This window comes from Bacillus kalamii (assembly GCF_047238185.1).
Taxonomy (GTDB): Bacteria; Bacillota; Bacilli; order Bacillales; family DSM-1321; genus Bacillus_AD.
In genome coordinates this window covers 2784487-2800272 of the sequence record NZ_JBDFMI010000001.1, presented here as the reverse complement: position 1 = coordinate 2800272, position 15786 = coordinate 2784487, and the positions used below count along the sequence as shown (strand labels likewise).

Here is a 15786-nt window from a genome sequence, read left to right as displayed (position 1 = left end):
CACTTTAGCATTCTTGCCTTTTACTTTGACCAGACTATCAAAATAGGTACATCTATTCTTCGCTATTTGGCCAATTGGCCTGTACCGCCGCAATCCGGACAGTCCATAACGGCGGGATATAATCTGATTGCTCTCTTAAAGGCAGAACTGTATGAGAATTGGCCGCTGTCAATAAGGCGGACTAGTTCCCGGTCCAAATTTTCATATTCCGGATGGCGCTCATCTATCACTTTTCCATCAATGCACTCTGAACAATGCTCCATATGTATACCCTCCTTAATCTAGAATATGGATCCATCATCTATACTACTCCACTGGCAACCAAAACTCATGGTAAACGCCTTCTTTATAGGAAAAAGCTAATATTGTTGCCTATTACATCCATCTGCATCTGTTGGGTATAGAAGATGAAGGTTACCCTTAAAGGATACTACCGAAGCAGGAGGCCCATTTTGTGTATCTCTCATTATTTCTAATATGGAGCAAGTGGATGAATAGGAAGTGATATTGTATAAAAACACGCATGAATATTCAGAATAATTGTTTTGTTTAGAGTATTTTATCATCAAAAACACAAGAGGTTGTAGGAATTATAAAAAAATTTTATTTTTTTATAATAAATAATATACATTCATATACATGTGGTCTTTGCTTATAAAATGCAATTTTATACTTGAATTTTCAATATTAATGCAATAATATGAATAAAATTAACTAACAATGTGAAATATTCCACAAACAGAACGACAAATGTCTGACAGCGGCTGTTTTTGAATCCTTTAAGATAAACATGTAAGCGTTACAAGGTAAGCAAAAGCAAAGCAGCACAGACATTAGAGGAGGTTTTCGCAATGACAACACCCCTTCATGTTACATCTGAAATTGGGGAGCTACAAACGGTCCTATTAAAAAGACCAGGAAAAGAACTGGAAAATTTAACACCAGAATATCTTACACGTCTACTATTCGATGATATTCCGTACCTGCCAATTGTTCAAAAAGAGCATGATTACTTTGCTCAAGCTCTTCGCGATCAAAATATCGAAGTGCTTTACTTAGAGAAACTAATGTCAGAGACATTGGAAAAAGAAGGACTTCGTGAATCTTTTATAGATGATATCCTTGCAGAGTCTAAGCAAACAACAAACGGATCTGCAGGAACTCTTCGTGAATACTTGCTGACGTTCAATAACCAGGATTTGGTTGATAAAATCATGGCAGGTATCCGTAAAATCGAAGTGCCTGAGACAAAACGCAAACATCTTCATGAAATGATGGAGAATCAATATCCATTTTATATGGATCCGATGCCAAACCTATATTTCACCCGTGACCCTGCAGCTACAATCGGCAACGGTTTAACGATCAATAAAATGAACCAGCCTGCCCGCAGAAGAGAATCTCTATTCATGCAATATATCATTAAGCATCATCCACGTTTTGCTGGACATGATATCCCAGTTTGGCTGGATAGAAGCAATTCATTCTCTATTGAAGGCGGGGACGAATTGGTTCTTAATGAAAAAGCGATTGCTGTTGGAGTTTCCCAACGTACGGACTCTCGTTCAATCGAAAAATTGGCACTTAGCTTATTTGCACGCCAAGAAAAAATTGAACGGGTACTGGCAATTGAAATTCCTGAAACACGTGCATTCATGCACTTGGATACAGTATTCACAATGGTTAACTATGATCAATTCACAATCCATCCTGGTATCCAAAATTCAGATGGAGAATTGAATGTTTACATCATTGAAAAAGGAAAAGAAGAAGGCGAATTGAAGTTCACACATCGACGTGACCTTAAAAACGTCTTGAAAGAAACATTGAATGTATCAGAACTTGACTTGATTCCTTGCGGAGGCGGAGATGAAATCATTGCTGCCCGTGAACAATGGAATGATGGATCAAATACGTTGGCTATTGCGCCAGGAACAGTTGTTACATATGACCGTAACAATGTATCTAACGACTTATTGCGTTCTCATGGCCTAAAAGTAATTGAGGTCATTTCTTCGGAATTGTCCCGTGGCCGTGGGGGCCCACGTTGCATGAGCATGCCGCTTGTGCGTAAAGATATCTGATTTAAATAGTGAGAAAAACGTATGATATAGCTTCACACCCTCAGTTGTGCGGATTCTCCGAATGGAGGGCCGCATAGCCCAGGGTGGACTTAGCTTTTCTTATATACAATTTGGAGGGAATCTAATCATGGAATTGAGAAAAGAATTTAAAGGCCGCAGCTTCCTAGCAATCAAGGATTTTACAAAAGATGAATTCTTATATTTGATCGACCTTGCAGAAGAATTGAAAGCAATGAAGAAACGTGGCGAACAACACCGTTATTGCGAAGGCAAAAACATTGCTTTGTTATTTGAAAAATCATCTACTCGCACACGCTGTGCCTTCACAGTAGCGGCCAATGATCTTGGTGCAGCTCCTGAATTCTTGGGTAAAGATGACATTCAACTTGGAAAGAAAGAATCGGTCGAAGATACAGCAAAAGTTCTGGGCCGTATGTTCGACGGAATTGAATTCCGTGGTTTCTCCCAACAAGCTGTTGAAGATCTAGCTAAGTATTCCGGTGTGCCGGTTTGGAATGGTCTTACTGACCAATGGCATCCAACACAAATGCTTGCCGATTTCCTTACAGTTAAAGAAAAATTCAACCGCCTTGAAGGTATCACATTCGTGTACGTTGGCGATGGACGCAATAATATGGCGAACTCTTTATTGGTATCCGGAGCTAAAGCCGGCATGAATATTCGCGTATGTGCTCCTTCCTCTCTATTCCCTGAGCAATCAGTGGTGGATTTGGCTGAAAGCATCGTTAAGGAACACGGTGTCGGTTCTGTCATGGTAACAGATGACATCGATAAAGCAGTTGCTGGCGCTGATGTTCTTTACACAGACGTATGGGTATCTATGGGTGAAGAAGATAAATTCGAAGAGCGCGTTAAAACATTGTCTCCTTACCAAGTGAACATGGACATGATCAAGAAAACAGGCAAAGAAGATGTATTATTCCTTCACTGCCTGCCTGCTTTCCATGATACAAACACTACTTACGGTAAAAACGTAGCTGAAAAATGGGGCTTAACGGAAATGGAAGTTACGGATGAAGTGTTCCGCAGCGAGTACTCCCGAGTATTCGATCAAGCTGAAAACCGTATGCACACAATCAAAGCAGTCATTGCAGCCACTCTTGGAGAAATGAAATAATCTTCATTAGGATATAGAAATAATCGGCGGCGGATGATTTCATCCACCGCCCTTTGTTCCTACATATAAAAGCATTTTTATATTGTGTAATTGAAAAAGCTATTATTTTCTACAGAAAACAATAAAGAGGGTGTTACAAACATGGAAGGTACAGAACAAAAGAAAGTTGGTCTGTTTTCACTTACAGCGCTTGTAATCGGCTCAATGATCGGCGGAGGGGTATTTAACCTTCCGAAGGATATGGCATCCGGCGCCGGCGGTTTAGCCATTATCATCGGCTGGGTCATTACAGCAATCGGTATGGTTACCTTGGGACTTTGCTTCCAAAACCTAACAATGAAACGGCCAGACCTTGAAGGTGGGGTTTACAGTTATGCCCGCGCTGGTTTTGGTGAATTCATGGGGTTCAACTCCGCTTGGGGCTACTGGGTATCGGCGTTCTTAGGGAACGTTGCATACGGAACATTGCTATTTTCATCAATCGGTTATTTCTTCCCGGTATTCGAAGGCGGACAAAATGTTGCCTCTATTATCGGAGCGAGTGTCCTGCTATGGGGCGTCCATTGGCTGGTTCTGCAAGGTGTCCATTCAGCGACTATTATCAATGCGGTTGTAACAATCGCAAAAATGGTTCCGCTGCTATTGTTCATCGTAGTCATGATCTTCGCGTTCCACATTAAAGAGTTTTCATTAGGTTTCTTGGGAAATCTTGATTCATTCTCTTGGAGCGGAGTTGGAGCTCAGGTAAAAAGTACGATGCTTGTCACATTATGGGTGTTCATCGGTATTGAAGGAGCGGTTGTATTCTCTACACGTGCAAAAAACCGTTCTGATATCGGTAAAGCAACTGTAATGGGTCTTTTAGGAACCATCTTGATTTACATCTTGGTGACACTTCTATCATTAGGTGTTATGAGCCAGGAAGAAATCGCTGCTTTGGATAATCCGTCCATGGGTTACATTCTTGAGCATGTTGTCGGCAAATGGGGAGCTGTTGTCATCAATGCTGGCATCATCGTAGCTGTCCTTGGCGCTTGGTTGGGCTGGACTATGTTGGCGGCTGAAATTCCGATGCTTGCAGCGAAGGATAAGGTGTTCCCAAAATGGTTCGGTAAATTGAATAAAAATGAAGCGGCATCAAACTCAATGTGGCTTACAAATGGATTGATCCAAGTTTTCCTATTAACATTCCTTGTTACGGAAGAAGCATATGAATTTGCGTTCTCTTTAGCGTCATCTGCTATTTTGGTGCCATATGTATTCTCTGCGCTATACCAAGCGAAGTATAGCCTTAAGTCTAAAGAATCAGATAGAATGCGCAACATCATCATTGGCTTTGTCGCAAGCATTTACGGAATATGGCTAGTCATAGCTGCCGGTATGGATTACTTGCTGCTGACAATGATCATCTATGCACTAGGTATTGTTGTATTCTGGATGGCACGAAAAGAAAATAAAGCGAAGAAGATTTTTACAACTGTCGAATTAGTTATCGCAATCGCATTCGTGATATTGGCCATCTTTGCGATTTATCAATTAGCTACAGGTCACATTACTATCTAAGACATGGAGTGAGAGATGAATGGAACAGAAAAAAGTAGTAATCGCACTTGGCGGAAACGCTATACAATCTGGAGATGCAACTGCTGAAGCTCAACAAAAAGCGCTTGCGGATACAGCTAATAAATTGGTTCCACTTATTGAAAATGGGTTGAACGTTGTCATTACTCACGGTAATGGACCGCAAGTTGGGAACATCCTGCTTCAGCAAAAAGCAGCTGACTCTGAAAAGACACCTGCGATGCCTCTTGATACATGTGGTGCGATGAGCCAGGGTATGATCGGTTATTGGATGCAAAATGCCTTTGAAACGGCTTTTGCTGAAAAGAAAATCGAAAAGAGTGTAGCAAGCGTCATTACACAAGTTGTCGTGGATAAAAATGATCCTTCATTCCAAAATCCGACAAAGCCAATCGGCCCCTTCTATTCGAAAGAAGAAGCTGATGAACTTGTGAAAGAAACAGGGTATGTGTTCAAGGAGGATGCTAACCGCGGATACCGCCGTGTTGTTGCATCGCCAAAACCAATTTCAATTTATGAATATCCAGTAATTGCAGATATCGTAAACAGCGGCCACCTTGTGATTGCAGCAGGCGGCGGCGGAATCCCGGTTGTCAGCGATGGAACTGAGCTGCACGGAACTGAAGCTGTAATCGATAAAGATTTCGCAGCTGAAAAATTGGCAGAGCTTGTAGATGCAGATGTTTTGGTCATTTTGACAGCTGTAGAGAATGTCTTTGTCAATTACGGTAAACCGGATCAGAAAAAACTAGAGAACGTAACTGTTGCTGAAATGGAACAATACATCTCTGAAAATCAATTCGCGCCAGGCAGCATGCTTCCTAAAGTTGAGGCAGGAATTGCTTTTGCTAAATCAGGCAAAGGACGCAAAACAATCATCACTTCCCTTGAATACGCAGATGAAGCAATCGAAGGGAAAACAGGTACTGTTATTCAAATGTAATCTTCAGAAGCCGGGGGAGCTAAATGCAAACCCGGCTTTTTCACATTCACATCAATATTCCTACACATCCGCCTCTTATGCTTGTCAAATGTGGAATTCAATAGAATGAAAAAAAGAATCTGAATTCCCTTTATATCCCTTTTGAGGTATACATTTCACATAACAAGCCTCTAGTTTTGTTTTATAGTTAATAGTGGAAGTGGAATAGCCGGTCATTATGAATAAGTTTTCCCCTTCTTTATTATGCGCTTACATGTTGGAATTTTTGTTTTTTATGCCGGTGAGAAACAAAAAGGGTATAAGCCATTGCGTCTAATCAGAAAATAGCTCTGGCCAAAGAAATGAGTTATCTTACAAGGGAGTGGCCGTATGAATTCTTTTATCGTAGATAAAATAAAAAATGATGAATATTTTAAAGGAATTGATTATGATCAATTATTGATGCTTGCTTCCAATTGCTATGAGAGAACCTATAAAAAAGGGCAGATTTTATTCATGGAAGGAGATCCATGCGATCGATTTTATTACGTTTTGGATGGATTTGTAAGGCTGCAACGGGAAGATGTATGTGAAATGAACAGTTTTTATTGCTATGTTAAGAAAAAAACATTTTTTCCTTATGTTAATTTATTCCGGGAAGGATATTATCAGCATACTGCAGTAGCTGTCACAGATGTGACAATTATATATATTTCACAGAGATTATTCATAGATTCATTGAAGAAAAATCTTAATATGCTGATTAAAATTATTACGAATATGGAAGATATGATTGATATCCGTGAAAAACGTCTCCAATATATTCTGCAGCAAAACGCCCAAATGCGCGTTGTCAGCACCATCGGTTATTTAACAATGCAACTTGGCGAAAAGCAAAAGGGATCCATATTAATAGATTGCCCAATTACTATAACGGATATTGCCAAGATATCAGGTACTTCAAGAGAAACAGCAAGCGGCGTTTTCAAAACCTTACGAAAAAAGAAAGTTCTTGAATTAACAAATGATCGGAAAATCAAGATTTTAAATGTGGATTATTTTGCTCCATTAACGAAGGTGGAAGAGATTGTTTAATGAGTTAGGGGGATATCGATTGAACCGATTGGAGGGTGACTTTGCCTTGGTTGTTCCCCCTCGCCTTTAGAAAAAGCCGTCACTAAGGAAGGTAGACCGGTATGAATGTCAGCTCATTATTATGTTGCAGGGTGTGCGTAATCGATATCTATCGCAATGCCGCTGGTTTGCCGTAAAGAGTCCATATTAAAATTAGGATGGAAGCCTTAAATGAAGAAGGGGGTCTGTGTTGCTTCTTGCTTAGTGGCCAGTTCTTCTCTTAAAGCTTGTGGGCATGACCAAGCCGTTATTGTTATTTTAATAAAAAAAGAGATCCAGCCATAATAAGCTGGATCCAAAACATCTATTGTAGAAGGGTACTTTTGATAGTTTTTACTATACCGCATAAATATGAACAGAATATTAAAAACAGTTAACATTACTATTAATTTTCAAAGTCACAGGAAGCGAACTGATGGGTATATGATTTTTATATCTTGAACAGATCCACCTGTTTTTGCAGATTGGTTGATAACTGTGATAACTCCGTTGACGAACGTGAGATTTCCTCCATGGCCGCTTGTTGTTCTTGGGAGGCTGCCGCTACCCGCTGAGAATGGGTCGATGTATCCTTGGTTACAGACGTCATGCTTGTAAAGGCGGCAGACACTTCTTCGGCACCGGCAGACATTTGTTCCACAGTGGCAGCTACGTCCGTCACTTGCCGTCCCATTTCGCCCATTGCTTGGACAATTTTTTCGAATTTGGCTTCCGTCTGATTTATAATATCCAGCCCTTCTTCGACTGATGTTACAGCAGCGTTCATGGATCCTGTGGATTTTCCCATATGAACTTGCACATCATTGATTATTTCGGATATCTTTTGAGAAGAATTCTGTGATTGTTCAGCCAGTTTGCGTACTTCATCCGCCACAACTGCAAACCCGCGTCCGTGTTCGCCTGCTCTCGCCGCTTCGATGGCAGCATTCAATGACAACAGATTGGTCTGATCGGCAATGGATGTGATAGCGGTAGAGATTTCCCCGATTTCTTTCGATCGTGAGATGAGCAATTGCAGTGTGCTATTGCTATCGTTCACTTGGTCTTGTATGAAACGGACTTGCTCAGCCGATTTACGCACAAAATGATTGCCTTCTTTGGCCTGTTCAATGACTGAATCACTGGCTGTTGTAATGCTCGAAGCATTCTCAGCCAAATTCTGTATAGCAATCGTCACTTCTTCCAAGGAAGTAGCACTTTCTACAATATTGGTGTTATTGCTTTCGGCCCCTGTTGCGACCAGCTGCATTGCTTCTGAGATTTCCTTCGATGCCCGTTTTGTTTCTTCAGATGAAGCCGTCAATTGCTCGGATGAAGAGGCGACAAGAAAGGTCGATTGTTTTACAGTCGATAGTAAGCCATGCATATTTTGCTTCATCGTATTGAAATCTTTGGCCAATTCGCCTACCTCATCCTTTGTTTGGACAGAAATATCCTGTTCGCTGAAATCCCCATTTGAAGCTTTCTTTAAAGCCCCGCTGATTTGCCGAAGCGGTTTAGTGAAACGTACAGCGAACCAGTAGGATATGGCTCCGCCTATAATGATCGATATTAATGTTATGATGGCTATCCAATTGGATACGGAGGTTGCTTTCTTATTGAATTCTGATTTGACAGAATCAGATCCGACTGTCCATCCCCAATAAGGGTCTTTTTCAATATATGCAATTGATTTTGCTACTTTTTTCGTCCGTGGATCCTTCCATGTATATTCCGCGAATCCGCCTTTTTCCCCTTTTTCCAAAAATGTTTTGCCCATATCCTGTTTATCTTCAGTCATTGCACCAACTAAATTGGCACCTTCGGAATCCGGGCTCATAACAACGGTCCCATCTTCGGACATAGCGAAAATATTCCCGGATTTTCCAACTGTATATAATCTATTATAATTTCGATGCCCGGATGAATCAGCTTCACTCATCAACGCCGTCCGTAATTCTTCCTGGGCGTCCTCAAGTGAAAGATAGCCTTTATTCACTTGATTGTTCAATAATGTAATCATGCCGATAATCTTCTGTGTATTATCCTTCAATTGTTGTCTGCCTGATTCATCGAATCCTTGTTTACTGATCATATAGGCGCTTCTTCCTATGATAGTGGAAGGGACAAGCAAGATCAGTATGCAAAGTATTAGCACTTTAGCCCTTAAAGACCGTAATCGTTTCATCAATATTTCCCCTTTTTCCCTATTTTAAATAAATATCCCTATGACTATTTATCGACATGTTTTTACAAATTTTGAGTCGATTATGCTTGAGTAAAAAGTTTGTATATTTTTCTTTCTATGTCTTATCGTCATCAGTTGATGACATAGTTTAAAGAAAGATGATGAGGTGTTGATAATTTTAATAGTAAGTGGTTTTAGTTCCGATAAAGTTCACAAGGGAGCCTTGACAAAAATTCATAATGTGTTCAAATAAATTTTCATCTATTTCCAATTGTTTTTAACATAATGAAAGATATGGGAGGTGTGGATATATGACTTTTAGACAATTTCACGAAATAATGGTCGATCTTTCTTTAGTGGAAGCGATTGATGGGGTTTGCCATTCAAGGATCATTCACGAACAATTGATAAACCCTAAAGTCGATGAGGTTTTGCTCATTGATAATAATAAATGGTGTTTAGTGTTTTCTAAGTATTACGGAAAAGTGGATTTTCAGGTGAAAGCCAGCGGGGGAGAAGTATTGAGTGAACAATTTGTCCACGATCAAGAAGTCATTATCGCTAATCAAAGAACACTCGAGCATATACTGAACAAATACATGCAGTTGATTGAAACGACATCCCGGGTAAAATGACCGGTGAATGAGGGGTGTACAAACTATTGAAAAAACCTAGAGTGAATCTTCTCTCGGTCGATGATCATTTCTTTCTGGTAATGGCTTCAGCCAGTCTTGCCCTCAAGAAAGAAAATAGAAGGGAACTTGCTGAAAAGATGAGGCAGCGGGTTCACTTATCAAAGGATACTGATGAGGCCTTAAGCATCATTAAAGAATATGTGGATATCGTATAAATAGATTGAAAAATACGAGGTATATAGGGAAAAGAAAAATGCCTCTCTTCAGCAAAAGAAGAGAGGCATTTTTCTTTTTGATCAGTTGCAGGTTGATTTTTTTGTTTCCAAAAATTCTATGGTGCGTTTAAATCTCTCTAAACCATCGAGCACTTTATCGCGAGGACAGCCGATATTCATCCGGATATACCCTCTTGCTTCAGGACCGTATGTTTCACCAGGCATAATAGCCACTTTGCCATGGTGGACCAGGGCATCCTGCAGCTCTTCACTTGAGTAAGGGAGAGCTTTGACGTCAATCCAGGCAAGATAGGTCGATTCAGGCATGACCAATTTGGCAGCCGGAATATGCTCTTTCAGGAATGTCTGTACGGTCAATAGATTGGCATGAATGTACTCATTGAGTTGGTCGACCCATTCACCGCATTCATTATATGCCGACATGGTAGAGATGGTACCGAGTACACTTGCGCAAGACAGTCCGTCCCGATTTTTAAGGGTAACCAGGAATTCTTCGCGAAGTTTCTCGTTCGGAATGATAGAATAGGACCCGCTTAATCCAGGTGTATTGAATGTTTTGCTGGCAGATGTGCAGATACATACATGATTTAGATCTGCATCGCTGGAAACAATCGGGATATGGCGATTTGGCCCGTGAATGATATCCATGTGGATTTCATCGGAAATGATAAAAACAGAGTGTTTTCGGCACAGGGAAACCATTGCGTCCAATTCATCTTTTGTCCAAACTCTTCCGGTCGGATTATGCGGGCTGCATAATAGGAGCACTTTACATTTTGGATGGCTGAGCTTGCTTTCTAAATCATTAAAGTCGATAGAGAAATGGCCGTTTGTTTCAAGTAATGGATTGCAGGCCAGAACTCTGCCGTTATCGTGGGCCAATTTATAAAACGCATCGTAGGCAGGCGTTTGTGTCACAATATGATCGCCTTTGTCTGTTAAAAGCTCGATAAGTTTGGAAATAGAATAGATGACTGTCGGCGAATAGACAATCCAGTCACTCTCTATTTCGCTCCTAAATCGGCGTTTATACCAACCGGTTATAGCTTGTTTGTAATCATTATGGTTCCAACGGGTATAACCGAACAACCCATGCTGCATTCGGTAATTCAATGATTCGAGAAGTTCGGGAGGGCAAAGGAAGTCAGTATCCGAGATGCTGAAAGGCAGAAGATCCTTTTCCCCGAAACGGTCCTCTATATAGTCCCATTGGGTGCAATAGGTTCCCAAACGGTTTACTTTCTCATCAAAATTGTATTTCATTGCTTCTTACCTCTCTCGTGAAAATAGTAAGACAACCATTCAGTTAATAAAACTCTCTTCATCCAACTGGCATATTTTGCACATGCCGGATGAAGAGAGAACTAAATGCTGTCCTATTTAGGATGCGATTTTATCCATTTGGGATCTTAGTATAGCAACTTGAGGGCCGATAATGACCTGTAAACTATGTTCATCCAATTTAACAACCCCAAGTGCGCCGTAATCTTTTAATTTCTTTTCGTCTACCTTGCTCATGTCTGTTACAACAAGGCGAAGGCGGGTAATGCAGTTATCCAATACTTCAATATTTTCTTTGCCGCCTAATGCTGCAAGAATTCTTTCAGCATTGTGGCTAGTCCCTTTTGAAGAAGTCTGATTCTCTTCTTCTTCGTTTTGTTCGGATATTTCACGTCCAGGTGTTTTCAAGTTCCATTTTGTGATGGCGAAACGGAATACACTGTAGTAGACAGCGAACCATACTGCTCCGACAATCGGAACAAGATACCACTTTGTCTTGAAGCCTTGCATGACACCAAAGATTAAGAAATCAAGAATTCCTCCATCTGTATTACCGATCGTAACATCAAACATAGCCATTACCATGAAGCCAAGGCCAGTCAATACAGCGTGGATCAGGAAGAGTACTGGCGAGATGAACAAGAACAAGAATTCAATTGGTTCCGTAATCCCTGTTACAAGAGCAGCGATGACACCTGAAATTAATAGGCCTTTAATCTTTTTGCGGTTTTCAGGGCGTGCTGTATGATAAATAGCTAATGCGACAGCTGGCAATCCGAACATGAACGATGGCATTTTGCCTTGGGATAAGAATCCGGTTGCATCAGGACTGAATGGAAGGCCGTTTTGTAATTGGGCATAGAAAATATTCAGGGCGCCGGAGATTGTTTCACCGTTGACAACCTGAGTACCGCCGGCTTCCGTGAATCGGATCATCGCCACCAATATATGGTGGAGTCCGAATGGAAGAAGCAATCTTTCCCCGAATCCAAATAGGAATGGGCCGAATATGCCTGATCCTTGAATAATTGAACCGATACCGTTAATGCCGGCTGCGAAAATCGGCCAAATCATAGGGATGGCTACGCCGACAGCGGACATTACTAAAGCAGTGATAATAGGAACGAATCTTGCGCCGCCAAAGAATGCGAATGCATCAGGTAGCTTGATTTCGTGAAACTTATTATGAAGCAAATAAACAATGATACCTGTAATGATACCGCCTAGAACACCCATTTCAATGGTTTGGATGCCCATGACCATACCTTGGCCGGCCGTTCTCATTTGATCGGCTGCTGCAAGCTGGTCGGTAAGAGTAAGATAAAAATTGATTGCTAGATTCAATAATACATAACCAACGAAGCCCGAGAAGGCTGCTACACCTTTTTCATAACGCACTAGTCCAAGAGGAATGGCCATTGCGAATAATACTGGAAGGTAGGTAAATGCGAATCCTCCTACTGTTGACATCCAACTGAAGATGGCTTGAAGTACTTCGTTTCCTAGGAATGGGAATGTTTCAATCGTTGTAGGGCTGGTGAATGAACTTCCAATACCAAGCATTAGGCCCATAAAAGCGAGCAATGCTACTGGAAGCATGAATGTTTTTCCAATGCCTTGGAAGAATTCCCACAACTTCGATTTAAGTGATTTTTTCTTTGTCATGCTGTACGTCCTTTCTTGTTGAGAATCTGACATAAGATTACAATTTCCCCGCTTAATATGCAATCGCTTACAGCCTTTTTGTAAAGGCATACATTCTTTGTATTCGCTGTACAGAATAAAAGGCTGAGTGAAAGAAAAAAACCAGGGGGAAACATCCTCTGGCTTATCCTTGTATACGTTCTTTTAGCTATTATTTAAATAAGATAGAATCAATAAATCCAAAAGAATGCTGAGCGGGAATCGAGAGCTCATGTCTAATTCTCCAAAGTAGCAATTTGTAACATGCGCCTGTAAGGATATGGTGGAAATTTGCCGCAGCAGATTTTGATGATTGCCTGTAATGGATATGATCGGTACTCCTCTGTTTTTCAATGTGTGCGCAAATTCAAGGATGTGCAACGTTTCACCACTGTATGAAACAATGATGGCCACATCATTAGGAGTCAACTGATTGGATATGCTTCTTAATTCATCAATATCTTCACGGGCATTGCATAGTTTTCCCGAAAACAGCAATTTGCGCTTCGCATCCACGCAAACAGGATAGGAAATCCCAACGCCGATCAATTCAGTCTGATTGCTGTTTTTCAGTAGATCGGCAGCCGCCTTGATATCCTTTTCCTGCAGATGCATGCATGTATGATTCATTTCATTCTGCATTCTCTCTATATGGGATGAAAGCAGCTCCGATTTGCTCGTTTGGCAATCCTTCTTTTCCGGCAGAGTATATTGGTTCAATGCGAATTTAAGGTCTTGATAGCCTTGGAACCCCAACTGCTGGCAAGTCCGGCTTATGGTTGCGGTCGAAACAAAAATTTCTTTCGCAAGCTCCTGGACATTCATACTTTTGACTTGTTCCGGTTTACTTAAGATATGCTCTAATACTTGTTTTTCCAATTGGCTTAAATGGCTTCTATGCTGTGCCAGCTTCTTGAAGAAGACTTGCATGATCTCTCACTCTTTCATGTATGATAAACGTTTTTAGAGTAACCAGGCTATTTTTATATGGTCACTGTCTCTTTATGAGTGCGGTTATTCATCCATGCTTACGCACGATGCAGAACCAGATGGAAAAGGGATCAGGATGAAATCCTCGGGGCTTGTCACAGGATGCTGCACTCGTTACAGATAACATTGCATAAAAATGCCGGTACCAAAAAAACATCAATAGAATTATATGACATCTATATTATATAAGATAAAAAAGAAAGCGTTTAAATATAGTTATTTCTAAATAAAAACACTATTAATATAGAAATTATTTTTTGAAAAAAGAAATATATAATAGAAAAATGGGTAGATAACTATGTAGGTTTATACCAAAGTGAGCAAGGGAGAAGTATATGATTACATTTGAAAATGTCACAAAACAATATGAAGATGGAACAAAGGCAGTAGATTCCATTGGTTTCTCAATAAAAAAAGGGGAATTCTTTATATTGATCGGGCCAAGTGGGTGCGGAAAAACAACCACGCTGAAAATGATCAATCGCTTGATTGATATGACGGAAGGGAAAATCCTTTTGAACGGAAAAGAAATAAAACACTATGACATTCATGAGCTGCGCTGGAATATTGGCTATGTTCTTCAACAAATTTCTTTATTCCCGCATATGACAATTGAAGAAAATATTGCGGTTGTACCTGAATTGAAGAAATGGGATAAAAAGAAAACGAGAAAACGGGTAGACGAGTTATTGGAGATGGTCGGTTTGGAGCCGAGCCAGTACAGACATAAGAAACCGCTTGAATTATCCGGGGGGCAACAGCAACGCATTGGGGTTGCAAGGGCTTTGGCTGCCGACCCAGAACTGATCCTAATGGATGAACCGTTCAGTGCCTTGGACCCTCTTAGCCGGGAAAAGCTTCAGGATGATATGCTTGAATTGCAGCATACCATTCAAAAAACAATCGTATTTGTGACGCATGATATGAATGAGGCCTTGAAACTGGGGGACAGAATTTGCGTAATGAAAGACGGTCAAATCATTCAGATAGGGACGCCAAAAGAAATAGTCAAATTCCCTTCAAATCAGTTCATCCGAGATTTTGTCGGCATACAGAATGACTATTCTAGCCAACCGTCGATTGCTGACTTTATGCAAAAAATGGATGGCGGATGCGAAACGGGCATGCCTTTGAGTATATCGGCCGATTCTTCCTTAGAGGATATGTATACTCTGCTGATGAAGCATGAGTCCATCGGTGTCGAACAGGACGGCCGATTAATCGGCACTATATCCCGTAAGGACATTATCCACCATCTTGCGGTAGAGCAGCAGGAAGGCGGTGCCCGCCATGCATAAGTTTTTGGATGTGTTAAGCGAACGGCAAGATCAATTATGGAGCGCCTTGCTGCAACATATACAGATTTCCTTTATATCATTATTATTTGCGGTCGTTATCGCTATTCCGCTCGGCATCTATTTAACGAAAAAACCTAAGATTGCAGAAGGCATCATAGGTGTAACGGCCGTTTTGCAAACAATCCCTTCCCTTGCTTTGCTGGGCTTGCTGATACCATTGTTCGGCATCGGTAAAGTGCCTGCCATCATTGCATTGGTGGTTTATGCACTGCTTCCTATATTAAGGAATACATATACAGGGATTAAGGAAGTGGATCCTTCATTGATTGAGGCAGCGAGAGCGATGGGAATGAATCGCAGAAAACGGATGATGAAGGTTGAATTGCCGCTTGCAATGCCCGTCATCATGGCCGGCATTCGTACAGGGATGGTACTAATCGTCGGGACCGCGACATTGGCTGCCTTAATCGGGGCTGGTGGCCTTGGGGAAATCATTTTGCTTGGAATCGACCGGAATGATATGTCCTTAATTATTTTAGGGGCCATCCCGACCGCGTTATTGGCTATCATTATTGATTTTATCCTTCGCCGATTCGAGAAGCTTTCTTTCAAGGCGACATTGGCTTCCATTGTAGCT

Annotated in this window: 13 protein-coding genes and 1 pseudogene; 9 read left to right on the top strand and 5 right to left on the bottom strand. The window is 41.0% G+C overall.

Translation table 11 applies throughout. The features are described 5' to 3' along the window. Positions 1–62 precede the first annotated feature (62 nt). The gene (locus ABC357_RS13900) at positions 63–263 is read right to left on the bottom strand and encodes a hypothetical protein (RefSeq protein ID WP_412888087.1); all 201 of its coding nucleotides are present in this window, start codon (positions 261–263) and stop codon (positions 63–65) included. A gap of 588 nt (positions 264–851) precedes the next feature. Between ABC357_RS13900 and arcA the strand changes: the two genes are divergently transcribed. The 5 genes from arcA (at position 852) to ABC357_RS13875 (ending at position 6820) form a co-directional block, all read left to right on the top strand. Further along, on the top strand, positions 852–2084 hold the full coding sequence (gene arcA, locus ABC357_RS13895) for an arginine deiminase (RefSeq protein WP_412888086.1): 1233 nt from the start codon (positions 852–854) through the stop codon (positions 2082–2084). 124 nt (positions 2085–2208) lie between these two features. Then, positions 2209–3222: an ornithine carbamoyltransferase gene (argF, locus tag ABC357_RS13890; RefSeq protein ID WP_412888663.1), complete on the top strand. Its 1014-nt coding sequence runs from the start codon at positions 2209–2211 to the stop codon at positions 3220–3222. A gap of 141 nt (positions 3223–3363) precedes the next feature. Then, positions 3364–4785, top strand: a complete 1422-nt coding sequence (gene arcD, locus ABC357_RS13885) for an arginine-ornithine antiporter (protein WP_412888085.1) — start codon at positions 3364–3366, stop codon at positions 4783–4785. Between the two features lie 19 nt (positions 4786–4804). Continuing rightward, the gene (gene arcC / locus ABC357_RS13880) at positions 4805–5746 is read left to right on the top strand and encodes a carbamate kinase (protein ID WP_412888084.1); all 942 of its coding nucleotides are present in this window, start codon (positions 4805–4807) and stop codon (positions 5744–5746) included. Between the two features lie 369 nt (positions 5747–6115). After that, the gene (locus ABC357_RS13875; protein WP_412888083.1) at positions 6116–6820 is read left to right on the top strand and encodes a Crp/Fnr family transcriptional regulator; all 705 of its coding nucleotides are present in this window, start codon (positions 6116–6118) and stop codon (positions 6818–6820) included. Between the two features lie 469 nt (positions 6821–7289). Here ABC357_RS13875 and ABC357_RS13870 read toward each other — a convergent pair whose 3' ends face one another. Then, positions 7290–9026 (bottom strand): methyl-accepting chemotaxis protein, encoded by a 1737-nt coding sequence (locus ABC357_RS13870; protein WP_412888082.1) that lies wholly within the window; start codon positions 9024–9026, stop codon positions 7290–7292. Positions 9027–9337: 311 nt separating this feature from the next. Between ABC357_RS13870 and ABC357_RS13865 the strand changes: the two genes are divergently transcribed. Both ABC357_RS13865 and ABC357_RS13860 read left to right on the top strand, forming a co-directional pair. Next, entirely contained in the window at positions 9338–9661 is a 324-nt protein-coding gene (locus ABC357_RS13865; RefSeq protein ID WP_412888081.1) for a hypothetical protein, read from the top strand. Positions 9662–9687: 26 nt separating this feature from the next. Beyond that, entirely contained in the window at positions 9688–9876 is a 189-nt protein-coding gene (locus tag ABC357_RS13860) for a hypothetical protein (RefSeq protein ID WP_412888080.1), read from the top strand. An 81-nt stretch (positions 9877–9957) separates the two neighbouring features. Here the strand turns inward: ABC357_RS13860 and ABC357_RS13855 are convergent, their stop codons facing one another. From ABC357_RS13855 to ABC357_RS13845, 3 genes are all read right to left on the bottom strand, one after another. Then, the gene (locus ABC357_RS13855; protein WP_412888079.1) at positions 9958–11160 is read right to left on the bottom strand and encodes a MalY/PatB family protein; all 1203 of its coding nucleotides are present in this window, start codon (positions 11158–11160) and stop codon (positions 9958–9960) included. Between the two features lie 117 nt (positions 11161–11277). Next, entirely contained in the window at positions 11278–12843 is a 1566-nt protein-coding gene (gene malX, locus ABC357_RS13850; RefSeq protein WP_412888078.1) for a maltose/glucose-specific PTS transporter subunit IIBC, read from the bottom strand. Between the two features lie 183 nt (positions 12844–13026). After that, positions 13027–13791 (bottom strand): MurR/RpiR family transcriptional regulator, encoded by a 765-nt coding sequence (locus ABC357_RS13845; RefSeq protein ID WP_412888077.1) that lies wholly within the window; start codon positions 13789–13791, stop codon positions 13027–13029. Positions 13792–14186: 395 nt separating this feature from the next. Here ABC357_RS13845 and ABC357_RS13840 point away from each other — a divergent pair, with 395 nt between their 5' ends. Both ABC357_RS13840 and ABC357_RS13835 read left to right on the top strand, forming a co-directional pair. Then, the gene (locus tag ABC357_RS13840) at positions 14187–15149 is read left to right on the top strand and encodes an ABC transporter ATP-binding protein (protein ID WP_412888076.1); all 963 of its coding nucleotides are present in this window, start codon (positions 14187–14189) and stop codon (positions 15147–15149) included. Then, positions 15142–15772 (top strand): annotated as a pseudogene (locus ABC357_RS13835) (ABC transporter permease); the annotation flags it as partial. The gene ABC357_RS13840 and the pseudogene ABC357_RS13835, both read left to right, overlap by 8 nt. Positions 15773–15786 lie beyond the last annotated feature (14 nt).

What these genes read in the sequence shown, in the direction of transcription:
- ABC357_RS13870 (WP_412888082.1), bottom strand. Translation starts at nt 9,026, where the DNA reads ATGAAACGATTACGGTCTTTAAGGGCTAAAGTGCTAATACTTTGCATA.
- ABC357_RS13845 (WP_412888077.1), bottom strand. Translation starts at nt 13,791, where the DNA reads ATGCAAGTCTTCTTCAAGAAGCTGGCACAGCATAGAAGCCATTTAAGC.
- ABC357_RS13875 (WP_412888083.1), top strand. Translation starts at nt 6,116, where the DNA reads ATGAATTCTTTTATCGTAGATAAAATAAAAAATGATGAATATTTTAAA.
- arcA (WP_412888086.1), top strand. Translation starts at nt 852, where the DNA reads ATGACAACACCCCTTCATGTTACATCTGAAATTGGGGAGCTACAAACG.
- arcD (WP_412888085.1), top strand. Translation starts at nt 3,364, where the DNA reads ATGGAAGGTACAGAACAAAAGAAAGTTGGTCTGTTTTCACTTACAGCG.
- ABC357_RS13865 (WP_412888081.1), top strand. Translation starts at nt 9,338, where the DNA reads ATGACTTTTAGACAATTTCACGAAATAATGGTCGATCTTTCTTTAGTG.
- malX (WP_412888078.1), bottom strand. Translation starts at nt 12,843, where the DNA reads ATGACAAAGAAAAAATCACTTAAATCGAAGTTGTGGGAATTCTTCCAA.
- arcC (WP_412888084.1), top strand. Translation starts at nt 4,805, where the DNA reads ATGGAACAGAAAAAAGTAGTAATCGCACTTGGCGGAAACGCTATACAA.
- ABC357_RS13900 (WP_412888087.1), bottom strand. Translation starts at nt 263, where the DNA reads ATGGAGCATTGTTCAGAGTGCATTGATGGAAAAGTGATAGATGAGCGC.
- ABC357_RS13840 (WP_412888076.1), top strand. Translation starts at nt 14,187, where the DNA reads ATGATTACATTTGAAAATGTCACAAAACAATATGAAGATGGAACAAAG.
- ABC357_RS13855 (WP_412888079.1), bottom strand. Translation starts at nt 11,160, where the DNA reads ATGAAATACAATTTTGATGAGAAAGTAAACCGTTTGGGAACCTATTGC.